The 13,587-nt window shown below is 66.7% G+C and carries 12 protein-coding genes; 3 read left to right on the top strand and 9 right to left on the bottom strand.

Annotated features, from left to right (window positions below; genetic code table 11):
- Positions 1-10: 10 nt before the first annotated feature.
- Together prfA and hemA are read right to left on the bottom strand one after the other, a co-directional pair.
- Positions 11-1,093: a peptide chain release factor 1 gene (prfA, locus tag U6958_RS07935; RefSeq protein WP_074921116.1), complete on the bottom strand. Its 1,083-nt coding sequence runs from the start codon at positions 1,091-1,093 to the stop codon at positions 11-13.
- A gap of 125 nt (positions 1,094-1,218) precedes the next feature.
- Positions 1,219-2,544, bottom strand: a complete 1,326-nt coding sequence (hemA, locus tag U6958_RS07940; RefSeq protein WP_017405531.1) for a glutamyl-tRNA reductase — start codon at positions 2,542-2,544, stop codon at positions 1,219-1,221.
- A 72-nt stretch (positions 2,545-2,616) separates the two neighbouring features.
- On the opposite strand from hemA, the gene U6958_RS07945 reads away from it, so the two are divergent.
- Positions 2,617-2,892 carry a hypothetical protein gene (locus U6958_RS07945; protein WP_034364044.1) on the top strand — a complete coding sequence of 92 codons (276 nt, stop codon included), beginning with the start codon at positions 2,617-2,619 and terminating at the stop codon, positions 2,890-2,892.
- Between the two features lie 55 nt (positions 2,893-2,947).
- On the opposite strand, the gene U6958_RS07950 is transcribed toward U6958_RS07945, so the two are convergent.
- Complete coding sequence (locus U6958_RS07950) at positions 2,948-3,871, bottom strand: LysR substrate-binding domain-containing protein (protein WP_074921115.1); 924 nt, start codon at positions 3,869-3,871, stop codon at positions 2,948-2,950.
- Between the two features lie 140 nt (positions 3,872-4,011).
- Between U6958_RS07950 and U6958_RS07955 the strand changes: the two genes are divergently transcribed.
- Both U6958_RS07955 and U6958_RS07960 read left to right on the top strand, forming a co-directional pair.
- On the top strand, positions 4,012-5,004 hold the full coding sequence (locus tag U6958_RS07955; protein ID WP_016445661.1) for a tripartite tricarboxylate transporter substrate binding protein BugE: 993 nt from the start codon (positions 4,012-4,014) through the stop codon (positions 5,002-5,004).
- Positions 5,004-5,909, top strand: coding sequence for an N-formylglutamate amidohydrolase (locus tag U6958_RS07960; protein ID WP_074921114.1), 906 nt, complete (start codon positions 5,004-5,006; stop codon positions 5,907-5,909). Before U6958_RS07955 ends, U6958_RS07960 begins: the two co-directional genes overlap by 1 nt.
- On the opposite strand, the gene U6958_RS07965 is transcribed toward U6958_RS07960, so the two are convergent.
- The 6 genes from U6958_RS07965 to ugpB all read right to left on the bottom strand — a co-directional run bounded on the left by U6958_RS07965 (position 5,906) and on the right by ugpB (position 13,586).
- The gene (locus U6958_RS07965; protein WP_074921113.1) at positions 5,906-8,323 is read right to left on the bottom strand and encodes a DUF3772 domain-containing protein; all 2,418 of its coding nucleotides are present in this window, start codon (positions 8,321-8,323) and stop codon (positions 5,906-5,908) included. The two genes, U6958_RS07960 and U6958_RS07965, sit on opposite strands and share 4 nt — an antisense overlap.
- Positions 8,324-8,473: 150 nt before the next feature.
- Positions 8,474-9,238 (bottom strand): glycerophosphodiester phosphodiesterase, encoded by a 765-nt coding sequence (gene ugpQ / locus U6958_RS07970; protein ID WP_074921112.1) that lies wholly within the window; start codon positions 9,236-9,238, stop codon positions 8,474-8,476.
- A 90-nt stretch (positions 9,239-9,328) separates the two neighbouring features.
- A complete protein-coding gene (ugpC, locus tag U6958_RS07975; RefSeq protein ID WP_016445665.1) occupies positions 9,329-10,339 on the bottom strand; it encodes a sn-glycerol-3-phosphate ABC transporter ATP-binding protein UgpC in 1,011 nt (336 codons plus the stop codon).
- Positions 10,340-10,425: 86 nt separating this feature from the next.
- Entirely contained in the window at positions 10,426-11,274 is an 849-nt protein-coding gene (ugpE, locus tag U6958_RS07980) for a sn-glycerol-3-phosphate ABC transporter permease UgpE (protein WP_016445666.1), read from the bottom strand.
- Positions 11,275-11,276: 2 nt separating this feature from the next.
- Complete coding sequence (gene ugpA / locus U6958_RS07985) at positions 11,277-12,158, bottom strand: sn-glycerol-3-phosphate ABC transporter permease UgpA (protein ID WP_074921111.1); 882 nt, start codon at positions 12,156-12,158, stop codon at positions 11,277-11,279.
- 123 nt (positions 12,159-12,281) lie between these two features.
- Positions 12,282-13,586: a sn-glycerol-3-phosphate ABC transporter substrate-binding protein UgpB gene (gene ugpB / locus U6958_RS07990; RefSeq protein WP_012207263.1), complete on the bottom strand. Its 1,305-nt coding sequence runs from the start codon at positions 13,584-13,586 to the stop codon at positions 12,282-12,284.
- Position 13,587: the final 1 nt, after the last annotated feature.

Raw genomic sequence — 13,587 nt, forward strand, 5'->3', positions numbered from 1 at the left:
GGCCCGCGCCTCAGCTGTTGACCTGCAGCTCGGCCAGCAGTTCGGCCTCGCGTGCGGCCTGCAGCGCGTCGAGCACGTCGCCCAGGTCGCCTTCCATCACGGCCAGCAGCTTGTAGATGGTGAGGTTGATGCGGTGGTCGGTGAGCCGGCCCTGGGGGAAGTTGTAGGTGCGGATGCGGTCGCTGCGGTCGCCGCTGCCGATCAGGCCCTTGCGCAGCGCGGCCTCCTTGGCCTCGCGCTCGCTGCGCTCCTTTTCCTGCAGGCGCGCCTGCAGCACCTGCAGGGCCTTGGCCTTGTTGCTGTGCTGGCTGCGGCCGTCCTGGCACTCGGCGACGATGCCCGTGGGCAGGTGGACCACGCGCACGGCCGAGTCGGTCTTGTTGATGTGCTGGCCTCCGGCGCCGCTGGCACGGAAGGTGTCGATGCGCAGGTCGGCCGGGTTGAGCGTGATGGCCTGGGTTTCGTCGGGCTCGGGCATGACGGCCACGGTGCAGGCACTGGTGTGGATGCGGCCCTGGGTCTCGGTGGCAGGCACGCGCTGCACGCGGTGGCCACCGGATTCGAAGCGCAGGCGGCCATAGACGTCGGTGCCTTCCACGCGCAGCACCACTTCCTTGTAGCCGCCCAGCTCGCTTTCGTTGGCGCTCATGATCTCGACCTTCCAGCCCACGGCGTCGCAGTGGCGCGTGTACATGCGTGCCAGATCGCCTGCGAACAGGGCAGATTCATCGCCACCCGTGCCCGCGCGGATTTCCAGGTAGGCGTTGCGCGCGTCGTCGGGGTCCTTGGGCAGGAGCAGGCGCTGCAGTTCATCTTCCAGCTGCACCAGCTCGATCTCTGCGCCGGAGATTTCCTCGCGCGCCATTTCCTCCATGTCGGGATCATCCAGCATGTCCCTGGCAGAGGCCAGATCGGCCTCGCGCTGACGGTGGCGTGCATAGCGGCCGGCAATGGCCGTCACATCGGCATGCTCGCGCGAGATGGCACGGTACTGCTTCATGTCGCCCATGATGTCTTCGCGCGAGAGCAGGAAGTCGAGTTCTTCAAGGCGCTGGGCGTAGCGCTCCAGTTGTTGGCGCAGAAAGTCTTGCATGGTGTGAGGCGATGGTGCGAAGGGCTGCGCGGGGCAGCGCTGCGGCGGGGGAACGAGGTGGCCGGAAGTGGGCCGAGGCGCCAGAGACCCGCGGGCGCGCGGCTCTCTGAAGGGGGCGAGCGCCGCTAGAGCGCCTTGTCGGGAGTCGTGCCGCGCGGACCGCCTGGCGCGGAGCGCAGGAACAGGCGCGAGACCGTGTCCATGGTCTGGGTGCGCTGGTCGGCGTCACCCTTGTGCAGCTCGGCCAGGGTGCCGTGCAGCATTTTCTGCGTGAGGCCGCGCGACAGGGCCTCCAGCACGGTGTCTATGTCCTCGCCCTTGGCCAGCAGCTTCTTGGCCCGTGCAATCTCCAGCGCACGCCATTCGTCGGTCTGGGTGTTGAGCTGGCGGATCAGCGGGACGACGCCGGCCTGCGGGCGGCGCTGGTCCAGCCAGTGCATGAAACTTTGCACGCCGTGGTCGATGATGACTTCGGCCTGCTCGACCGCCGCCTGGCGCTGGGCCTGGCCCGTGCGCACCACGGTGGCCAGATCGTCCACGGTGTAGAGGTAGACGTCGCGCAGGTCCTTGACCTCGGATTCGATATCGCGCGGCACGGCCAGATCGACCATGAACATGGGGCGGTGCTTGCGCTTCTTGAGCGCACTTTCCACGGCGCCCAGGCCGATGATAGGCAGGCTGGAGGCCGTGCAACTGATCACGGCATCGTATTCATGCAGATGCTCGGGCAGGTCGGCCAGCCGCATGGTGCCGGCGCCGAACTGGGCGGCCAGCTTTTCGCCGCGCTCCAGCGTGCGGTTGGCGATCATGATCTGCTTGGGGTGGCGGGCCGCGAAGTGGGTGGAGACCAGCTCGATCATCTCGCCCGCGCCCACGAACAGCACGCGGATCTGGGAGAGGTCTTCGAACAGCTGGCCTGCCAGCCGCACGGCGGCAGCGGCCATGCTGATGCTGTGGGCACCGATTTCGGTGGAGCTGCGCACTTCCTTGGCCACCGCAAAGCTGCGCTGGAACAGCTGGTTCAGCGTGCTGCCCAGGGCGCCTGCGTTCTCTGCGGCGCGCACGGCATTCTTCATCTGCCCCAGGATCTGGGCCTCGCCCAGCACCATGGAATCGAGCCCGCTGGCCACGCGGAAGGCATGGCGCGCCACATGGCCGTCTTCCAGCAGATAGGAGTGCGAGCGCAGCAGTTCGGACGAGATGCCGCCGCTGTTGGCCAGCCAGTGCAGCGTATGGTCCATGGCCGGCATTTCGGCCGCACAGTAGATCTCGGTACGGTTGCAGGTGGAGAGAATGGCGGTCTCGACGGCGCTGTGCTGGCGGCCCGGGCCGGTCAGCGATTCGCGCAGACCCTGCAGCGTGGGCACGATCTGGTCGAGCGCGAACGCGAAACGTCCCCGCATATCAAGCGGAGCCGTGTGGTGGTTGATGCCGAGTGCCCAGACTGCCATAACCCGGGATTATAAAATTTCGCGCAGTTTCAGGCATCCCTGAACACAACACCCTGGAATCGGAGCCCGCACATGGGATGGATTGCGAGTACGAATCATTGGCTGAACTTCCTGGCGCCTGCACTTTTCCTGTCGCCGGCCCTGATGTTGTGCGCGCTTTTGATCTATGGGAAATCGCAGCAATCCATGGCCTGGTGGTCACAGGTTGCTATCAATTTAATTGTTGGTGCACTGGTGCTGCTGGCGGGGCTGTGGTGGTTCGGGCGCGATGCAAAGATGGCCACCTATGCTGCGCTGGTCGTGGTGATGGCGCTTTGCCAGTGGGTGTTTTCACGCGGCTGGCGCTGATGGCTGACAGCAAAGATTGATGCAGATCAACGGAAGAGGGCGTTTCTCCTGGCGATCAGGGGCCTGAGACTGCGGCTGGAGGCACGGCGCCCGGCGCGGCCTGCTCCAGCAGCCATTCGCGGAACTGCGCAAAGGCTTCGGAAGGTGCCCGCGTGGCGGGACGGCACAGAAAGTAGCCGCGTTCGATGTGGACGGGCGCAGGCAAGGCAAGGGCCACGCGGCCGGCGGCCAGGTCTTCCTCGACCAGGCAGCGCTGCACCAGGGCCACGCCCATGCCGGCGGCCACGGCCTGTACCAGCAGGGCCACCAGCTCGAAATCGGCTGCCGGTGCGGGGCAGGGTCCGGGCAGGTTCAGATGGGACATCCAGCGGGCCCAGTTGCCCGGATAGTTGGTGTGGAACAGCAGCGGGCGTGCTAGCACGTCCCGGGGGCTGCGGATGGGCCGCGGGCCCTGCAGTTCTCTCGGATGGCAGATGGGCACCAGATCGCGGCCCACCACATAGTCGGCCACCACATGGGCCGGCCAGGGCTCGCTGCCCACGCGCAGCCAGCCGTCTATCTCGGCGGCCGACAGCGGGTCATCGCGCCGGTAGGGCGCGAACGACAGGGCGATGCCCGGATGCAGGGCATTGAATCGCGGCAGGCGTGGAATCAGCCAATGGCTGAACAGCGTGGGCACCACCGACAGGCGCAGTTGCGGGCCGAAGTGGCGCCTGCGTGCGGCCGCGGATGCCGATTCGATGGCGTGTACGGCGGGCTCCACGGCCTGCAGGTATTCGCGGCCGGCTTCGGTCAGCACGCTGCGCCGGCCCTGGCGCTCGAAGAGGGCAAAGCCCAGGTGCTCTTCCAGCCGGGCGATGGCGCGGCTGATGCCGCCCTGGGTGACATACAGCTCCTTGGCTGCCAGCGAGTAGCTGCCCAGGCGCGCCGCCGCCGCAAAGGCGTGCAGCTCGGAAAGCGAGGGGGAGTGCATGCGCATGACGGGCGCAATTATGACGGTTGGTCATGGTTGCTTGCCGTCTTGTCGCTTTTCGCGGATGCGGCGGCTGTCCAGAATCAGCGCCTGTCCCGCAGAGCCCGTGCTTTGCCGCCACCCCCAACCAAGATAGGAAACATCCCATGGCAATGCGCCGCACCCTGTTGTCCAGCCTGGCCGCCTGCGCCGCCACCGCTCTTCTGGCTCCCGCCGCCTGGGCCCAGGGCCCGGCGGCCGACTATCCCAGCCGTCCGATCCGCCTGGTCGTGCCGTTCGGAGCCGGTGGCTCCACCGACATGGTGGCGCGCCTGCTGGCCGAGAAGATGAGCGTGATCCTCGGCAAGTCCGTGGTGGTGGACAACCGCGGCGGGGCCGGCGGCTCCATCGGCGCTTCCGAAATCGCGCGTGCCGCGCCGGACGGCTACACCATCGGCATGGCCACCGTGAGCACGCACGGCTCCAACCCGGCGATCTTCCGCAAGCTGCCCTATGACCCGATCAAGGACTTCGCGCCCATCACCAATGTGATGTCGGTGCCCAGCGTATTCGTGGTCAACGCCAGCGTGCCCGCCAAGACCATGAAGGAGTTCATCGCCCTGGCCAAGGCCAACCCGGGCAAGTACAGCTTTGCATCGCCGGGCACGGGTTCGCTGGGCCACGCCAATATCGAGAACTTCATGAACCTGGCGGGCATCGACCTGCTGCACATCCCCTACAAGGGCGCGGGCCAGGCCATCACCGATGCGCTGGGCGGCCAGGTCAATGCCATGACGGACAACCTGCCCTCCACGCTGCCTCACATCAAGGACGGCAAGCTGCGACCTCTGGCGGTGCTGGCCTTCAAGCGCGCCGATGTGCTGCCCGACGTGCCCACGTACACCGAGCTGGGCTTTGCGCAGATGGGCGATGGCGGCTGGTTCGGCCTGGTTGCGCCGGCCGGCACGCCGCGCCCCATCATCGACAAGCTCAATGCCGCCGCGCACAAGGCCATGGCCATGCCTGACTACCTGGAAAAGCAAAAATCCATCTCGGGCGAATCCATGGGCAACACGCCCGAGGAATTCGCCAAGCAGATCAAGGCCGCCATCGAGCGCTACACGGCCGTGGCCAAGCGCGCCAACATCAAGCTCGACTGATGGACCGCATGGCACAGTCGGATTTCCTGCGCCCCCGGCCGGACACCCCGGTCGTGGTGCATCCCGCCACCGGCGAGGTGCTGCCCATCGTCTGCGACTCGCCGCACAGCGGCACCTCCTATCCCGAGGATTTCGGCCATGCCGTGCCCATGTCCCTGCTGCGCCGTGGCGAGGACACGCATGTGGCCGCGCTCTGGGACCGGTGGCCCGCGCATGGCGCGACGCTGATCGAGGCCACCTTTCCGCGCACCTACATCGACCCCAACCGCAGCGAGGCCGACCTGGACCCGGCCCAGATCGACGGCCAGTGGCCCGTGCCCCTGGCGCCCAGCGTCAAGACGCGCCAGGGCCTGGGCCTGATCTGGCAGCGCATCAGCCGCGACGGCGTGGCAACGCCGCTGTATGACCGTCCGCGCACGGTGGCCGAGGTGGAGCACCGCATCGCGCGCTACTGGCGCCCCTACCATGCGGCGCTGGCGCAGGCCATCGATGGCAGCGTGCAGCGCTTTGGCGGCGTCTGGCACCTGAACCTGCACTCCATGCCCAACGATGTCTACAAGCGCCTGGGCCGTACCGACGCGCCGCCGCTGGCCGACTTCGTGCTGGGCGACCGCGACGGCACGACCTGCGCGCCCGAGTTCATCCAGCTGGTGGGCGAGACGCTGGCGGGCTTTGGCTACAGCGTGGCCTACAACGAGCCCTACAAGGGCGTGGAGCTGATCGGGCGCATAGGCCAGCCGCACCTGGGCCGGCACAGCCTGCAGATCGAGATCCGCCGCCCGGTCTACATGGACGAGGACACGCGCGAGCCCAATGCGGGATTCGAGCCGCTGCGCGGCCATCTGCGTGAGCTGATGGCCGTGGTCGCGGCGCATGTGCGATCGGAAATGGCAAGGCGCGGCTAGCCCGGGCTGGCCGGATCACCGGGCACGGTCGGCGTGCCCGGCGTACCTGTCACCACGGGTGCCGCCACCGAGGTGGTGGCCGGTGGCGACAGGTACAGGCCTGCGCCCTTGAGCGAGGCCAGGATGCTGAACAGCACATCGCTGCGCACGCCACCCGCATTGCGCGGATTGCCGACGTAGCCGATGGCCAGGAAGGTCAGCGTGCCGTTGGCGATGCCTTCGAGCTGCACCAAAGGCTCGGGCGTGTCCAGGATGCCTTCATGCGCGCGAAAGGCTTCCAGGATCAGGGTGCGCATGCGCTCGGCATCGGTGTCCAGCGGTGCGGGAAGGCGCAGCAGCACCCGCCCGGGCGCGCCGGCCAGCGTCATGTTGCGCACGGTCTTGGTGATGAATTCCGAGTTGGGCACGATGACGGTGGAGCGGTCGCCCAGCTGGATCTCGGTCGCGCGCACGTTGACGCGGCGCACGTCGCCCTCGGTATCGCCCAGCACCACCCAGTCGCCCACTTTCACGGGCCGCTCGGCCAGCAGGATCAGGCCCGAGATGAAGTTCTGCACGATGGCCTGCAGGCCAAAGCCAATGCCCACCGACAGCGCGCTGGCCACCCAGGCAATGCGCTCCACGCTGATGCCCAGCCCCGCCAGCGCCACGGCCACCACGAAGATGCCGCCCACATAGCCCAGCAGCGTGGTGATGGAGCTGCGCATGCCAGGCTCCAGCGAGGTGTTGGGGAAGTAGCGGTCCGTCAGCCAGCGCTTGATCACGCGGATCACGATCAGGCCCGTGACGATCACCGCAAACGCGGTGAACAGGGCCTGGGGCGCCATGGTGAAGTCGCCCACCTTGAGGCTGTGATTGACCGTGCTGCCACGGCGGAACACCTCGTCGGGCCCCGTGCCCAGCGGGGCCAGCAGGGCGATCACCATGTAGAACAGCAGGGCCACGCGCAGCAGGCCCGAGACCAGGACCGAGGCCTGGTCCAGCAGCCGGCCCTCAATGCCCAGGCCCTGGTTCAGCCGGGTGCCGAAGCTGCCCTTGGACGACAGAAGGGCCTCGCACAGATCGTCGCCGAGCTGGAACAGCAGGTAGGTGGTGGCAAAGACCACGCCGGTCCACACCATCTGGCGTGCCAGCGTGCCGGCCAGCGCCACATAGCCGGTCACGGCCAGTGCAATGGTGGCAATGCTGGCCACCGCCGCGCAGGCCACGAGCAGTCCCACCCACAAGGGCCGGGGCGGCGCGGGCTCCGCCTGGGCGCCGTCTTCCTGCGCCACTGGCGCCGGCGCGCGCAGATGCCGCAGGGCCAGCATGACCACGGCCGAAATCAGCAGGGCCGACAGGGCGTGCACCGTGACCTCGGCGGCCAGGCTGGCGCCGATGATGGCGTTGACCTCGGTCACCAGGCCGTTGATCGCGGCACCTGCCGCAATCCACCAGGGGTAGGGGCTGAGTCGCTCGGCCAGCTCGTCCGACACGCCGGGCAGGCGCCATGAGCTGCGCTTGCGCGACAGCAGGGTCTGGCCCAGCGACACCACGAAGGCGCCGAACAGCGTGACCTGCACGCTGGCCTTGGCCAGCGCGTCCAGCGATTCGCCGAAGCCATCGCTGGCCTTGAGCACGCTCCAGGCCAACTGCGCCGCCAGGCCGATCAGCAGCGTGTTGATCACCACCGTGGCTGCCGCGCGCAGCGAGCGGCGCAGGCGGCCGCTGGGCAGGCGTGCGGGCGCGGCGCGCACCAGCAGGCGCTCGGCCAGCCAGGGGCCGAGCAGGGCGATCAGCAAGGCAGCGGCCAGGCTGGCGATAAAGCCGCCCCGGCGATCGGAGGCCAAGGTGGAGCTCACCGATTGGCGCAGCTCGCGCCCCAGCCCCTGCAGGCGCGCCGCGTCCAGGGGCGCGGCGGTGCTCAGATTGCGCCAGAAGGGGCGGCCCAGCGGTGAATCGGTGCGGGCCGTCAGCGCGGCCTGGAATTGCTCGCGGCGCTGGCGTATCAGCTCGTTGCCGCGCTGGTCGGCATCGACCGACACCAGCCGCGCGAGTTTGAGTTCGGAATCCACGGCACTGCGTTGCTTGGCCAGGCTGGCGCGCTGCTCGGCCACATCGGGCGCATCGGCGGGGGCGCCTTTTTCGGGTGCCGGTCCCAGGCCGGCCAGGCGCGAATCGATATCGGCCAGTTCCTCGGTGCGGCGGGCCGCCACCTGGTCGGCTGCCGTGCCAATGGCTGCAGCCTCGTCCAGCAGCTTGCGGCCGTCATCGTCCTCGGCCAGCTTGCGGGGAATGGCGTCCAGCTGCTTGCGCAGATCGTCTACGCTGGGCAGGGCGGGCCGGCCGTCTTCTGCGGTCGCGCCCGCGGCTGTGGCGCCGTCCTGGGCCAGGGCCGGGCCGGGTGCAGACAGGAGCAGCATCGCCAGAGCCATCAGCCAGATGGCCAGGCATGGGCGAAGGGCCTGTGCCCACGTGGGGCGCTGCGGAAGAGGGCTGCAGGGCGGTGTCATGGACGCACATTGTGCGGCGGGCCGCTGCAGCGGTTGTTTCCAAAGGTCCTGCCCCGCCAGCCGGCAGCCGTCTCAGCGCGATGCGGGACTGAACATATCGACACGGTCGGTGATGACGCCGTCCGTGCCCAGGTCGATCAGGCGCTGTGCGGCCCATTCGTCGTTGACCGTGTAGCTGCTGCAGCGCAGGCCCGCGCCATGCAACTTGGCGACCAGGGCTGCATCCCACAGCGCGTGGTTGAGCACCATGGCTGCGCAGCCCAATTCCAGCGCGGTGCGCAGGTCGGCGTCGCCCGTGGCGTCTGCCAGCCTGTCCACCAGCAGGCCGCGCGGAATGTGGGGCGCCGTGTCGCGTGCGCCCTTGAGGGCATCGGTCTTGAACGAGGTGAACAGCGGCGGGACCCGGTCCTGGGGCCAGATGCGGTTCATCAGCTCGCCCGTGGCGCGGCCCGTGGCCTCTTCCTGGCCCGGCGTGGGCTTGATCTCCACGTTCAGGAAAAAGTGGTTGGCCAGGCACCAGCGCGCCAGGGCTTCCAGCGTGGGCAGGGCCTCGCCCGCATATGCGCGCGAGTGCCAGCTGCCGGCGTCGAGCTGGGCGATCTCGCCCATGGACAGGTCGCCACCCGTGCCGTGGCCGTTGGTGGTGCGCTCCAGCGTGGCGTCGTGCATCAGGAACAGCACGCCGTCGGCAGACAGCTTGGCATCGCACTCGAACATGCGATAGCCGTGCGCGGCGCCCAGGCGGAAAGCGGCCATGGTGTTTTCGGGCGCCAGCTTGCCGGCGCCACGGTGGGCCACCCACAGGGGGTAGGGCCAGGATTTCAGGTTCTCGGTCATGGCGAGTCCGTCAAAAGAAGGGAGCTTGGATGGAAAAAGAGAGCCTCTGGGGCTCTCTTGGAAAAGGTCGGAGAGCCGGCCTTCAGGGGATCAGATCCGCTTGCCGCTTTCTGCGTCGAACCAGTGCAGGCGACGCTCTTCGGAAGGACGCACGCGCATGGTCTCGCCGGACTTGGGGAAGGGCGCGCCTTCGTCGATGCGTACCGTCATCGTCTCGCCATTGAGCGAACCATAGACCAGGCGCTCGGCGCCCAGCATTTCCACGGTGTCCACCTTGATTTCCCAGCCGCCTTCGTTGACGACGACCAGGTGCTCGGGGCGGATGCCCAGGATGCGGCCGGCCGTGCCGCCGGGCGCGTTCTTGAGCAGGTTCATCGGGGGCGAGCCGATGAAGCTGGCCACGAAGGTGGAGGCGGGCGTGTGGTAGACCTCTTCGGGCGTGCCGAACTGCTCCATCACGCCGCCGTTCATGACGATCATGCGCTGGGCCAGGGTCATGGCCTCGACCTGGTCGTGGGTCACGAACAGGCTGGTGATGCCCAGCTCGGCGTGCAGCTTCTGGATCTCGATGCGGGTCTGGCCGCGCAGCTTGGCGTCCAGGTTGGACAGCGGCTCGTCGAACAGGAAGACCTTGGGCTGGCGCACGATGGCACGGCCCATGGCCACGCGCTGGCGCTGGCCGCCCGACAGCTGGCGCGGCTTGCGGTCCAGCAGGTGCGACAGCTCCAGGATCTTGGCGGCCTTGTCCACGCGGCGCTTGATCTCCTCGGGCGGCACCTTGGCGATCTTCAGGCCGTAGGCCATGTTCTCGTAGTTCGACATATGCGGGTACAGCGCATAGTTCTGGAACACCATGGCGATGTCGCGCTTGGCCGGTTCCACGTCGTTGACGACCTTGTCGCCGATCAGCAGCTGGCCGTCGGAGATCTCTTCCAGGCCCGCTACCATGCGCAGCAGGGTGGACTTGCCGCAGCCCGAAGGGCCGACGATGACGACGAACTCGCCGTCCTGGATTTCGGCGTTGACGCCGTGCAGTACCTGGTTGGCCGACGGGCCGTGGCCGTAGCGCTTGATCAGGTTGCGAAAGGAAATGGATGCCATACGAAGATTCTGGTTGAGTCGCAGAGCGAAGGGCGCTGGCGCTTGCTCTGCGGGGTTCTATACGGTGGGTGGGGGCGGTGGACGGCTTACTTTTCGGTGTCCACCAGGCCCTTGACGAACCAGCGCTGCATCAGGATCACCACGGCAGCGGGCGGCAGCATGGCCAGCAGGGCCGTCGCCATCACCACGTTCCAGTCGTTGCCGGTATCGCCGCTGGCCACCATGCGCTTGATGCCGATGACCACGGGGTACATGTCTTCCGAGGTGGTCACGAGCAGCGGCCACAGGTACTGGTTCCAGCCGTAGATGAACTGGATCACGAACAGCGCCGCGATCGAGGTCTTGGACAGCGGCACCAGCACATCCTTGAAGAAGCGCATGGGGCCGGCGCCATCGATGCGGGCGGCCTCCACCAGCTCGTCCGGCACCGTCAGGAAGAACTGGCGGAACAGGAAGGTGGCCGTGGCCGAGGCGATCAGCGGAATCGTCAGGCCGGCGTAGCTGTTGAGCATGCCCAGCGTGGAGACGACTTCGTAGGTGGGGCCGATGCGCACTTCCACGGGCAGCATCAGGGTCACGAAGATCAGCCAGAAGCAGATCTTCTTGAACGGGAAGCGGAAGTACACCAGTGCGAAGGCCGACAGCAGCGAGATCGCGATCTTGCCCACGGTGATCACCATGGCCGAGACGAAGCTGATCCACATCATGCGTGCCACGGGCGCGCTGGAGCCAGGGCCCGAGCCGCCGAACAGCGCGGCCTTGTAGGTTTCCCAGAAGTTGCTGCCGGGCACTAGGGGCATGGGCACCTGGATGATGTCCTGCGGCGTGTGCGTGGAGGCCACGAAGGCCAGGTACAGCGGAAAGCCGACGATCAACACGCCCAGCACCATGATCAGGTGCGAGAAAAAGGTCAGAAGAGGACTGCGTTCAACCATGATCAGTACTGCACTTTCTTCTCAACATAGCGGAACTGGATCACGGTGAGTGCAACCACGATCACCATCAGCACGACGGATTGGGCAGCCGAGCCGCTCATGTCCATGGCCTTGAAGCCATCGTGATAGACCTTGTAGACCAGGATGGAGGTGTCCTGGCCCGGACCGCCCTGGGTCGTGGCGTCCACGATGCCGAAGGTGTCGAAGAAGGCATAGACCACGTTCATCACCAGCAGGAAGAACGTGGTGGGCGACAGCAGCGGGAACTGGATGTCCCAGAAGCGGCGCATGGGGCCCGCGCCGTCGATGGCGGCGGCCTCGATCAGCGACTTGGGGATGGACTGCAGGCCCGCAAGGAAGAACAGGAAGTTGTAGGAGATCTGCTTCCAGATCGCGGCGATGACGATCAGCGTCATGGCGTTGCCGGAGTTCAGCAGGTGGTTCCAGTCATAGCCGATCATGCGCAGCGCATAGGCCACGACGCCGATGGACGGCGAGAACATGAACACCCACAGCACGCCTGCCACGGCGGGCGCCACCGCATAGGGCAGCAGCAAGGCGGTCTTGTAGGCGAGCGCACCCTTGATCACGCGGTCCGCAAAAATGGCCAGCATCAGCGACAGCGCGATGCCGAACACCGCCACCAGCAGGGAAAAGATGGCCGTGGTCTTGAACGAGGCCAGGTAGGCAGGGTCATCCAGCAGATGCTGGAAGTTGGCGAAGCCCACCCATTCGGAGGAAAAGCCAAACGTATCCTGCGCCTGGAAAGACTGCACGATGGCCTGGCCTGCGGGCCAGAAAAAGAAGACCAGCACGATGACCATCTGTGGTGCTATCAGCAGCCACGGCAGCCAGGCGGATCGAAAAAGAACGCGTTTTTCCATGACGGAACTCGGTAGAACAAAACAGCCCGCAAACCGGATGGCCGTGGGGCCGCCGGTTGCGGGCCTGTGATGCACGGTGCGGGCTGCCTGCGCAGCGGCCACGCCGCAGATCACATGGGAGGATTACTTGTTGGCCCGGGCGAAGCGGCCCAGTTGCTCGTTGCCACGGGTGACAGCGGTGTCCAGTGCCTGCTGGGGAGTCTTCTTGCCGGTCCAGATCTGTTCGGTTTCCTCATCGATGATGGTGCGGATCTGAACGAAGTTGCCCAGGCGGATGCCGCGCGACTTGTCGGTGGTCTTGCGGATCATCTGCGTCACGGCGGTGTCGGTGCCGGGATGCTTTTCGTAGAAGCCCGAAGCCTCGGTCAGCTTGTACGCAGCGGTGGTCACGGGCAGGTAGCCGGTGCGCTGGTGGCTGGCGGCCTGGATCTTGGTGTTGTTCAGGAAGTTGAAGAAGTCAGCCACGCCCTTGTAGCGTTCGGCGCTCTTGCCAGCCATCACCCACAGGGAAGCACCGCCGATGGCCGTGTTCTGGGGGGCGCCCTTCACATCGGCGTAGTAGGGCAGCTGCGACTGGCCGAAGGCGAACTTGCCTTCCTTGACCACGCGGGCGTACAGGCCGGAGGAGCCCGTGATCATCGCGCACTCGCCGGAAGCGAAGGCGGCGTCGGGCACGTTGCCGCGGCCCTTGTAGACGAAGCTGCCGTCCTTGGCGGCCTTGGCCAGGTTCTCGAAGTGCTTGACGTGCAGCGGCGAGTTGAACACCAGCTTGGCATCGGTGCCGTCAAAGCCGTTGTTCTTGGTCGCGTACAGGGTGTTGTGCCACAGCGAGAAGCTCTCCAGCTGGGTCCAGCTCATCCAGCTCGTGGTCAGTGCGCAGCGGTGGCCCGAGGCCTTGAGCTTTTCAGCGGCGGCGAACACTTCGGGCCAGGTCTTGGGCGGCTTGTTCTCGTCCAGGCCAGCCTTCTTGAAGGCGTCCTTGTTGTAGTAGAAGATGGTGGTCGAGCTGTTGAGCGGGTAGCTCATCATCTGGCCGTTGGGGGCGGTGTAGTAGCCGGCCACGGCGGAGATGTACTCGCCCTGGTCGAACTTGAAGCCGCCGTCGTTCATGACCTTGGTGACCGGAACCACGGCACCCTTGGAGGCCATCATGGTGGCCGTGCCCACTTCGAAGACCTGCAGGATGTCAGGTGCATTGCCGGCGCGGAACGCGGCGATGGCAGCTGTCATGGACTCGTCATACTGGCCCTTGTAGGTCGGCACGATCTTGTACTGGGTCTGGCTGGCGTTGTACTCCTTGGCCAGGTCGTTCACCCAGTCGCCCAGGGCCGCGCTCATCGAGTGCCACCACTGGATTTCGGTTTGGGCTTGTGCCGAGATGGTGGTGGCCGCGATCGCGGCCGCCATGGCCAGTTGCTTCAGTTGCATG

The organism is Delftia lacustris, from assembly GCF_040267515.1.
Classification (GTDB): Bacteria; Pseudomonadota; Gammaproteobacteria; order Burkholderiales; family Burkholderiaceae_C; genus Comamonas; species Comamonas tsuruhatensis.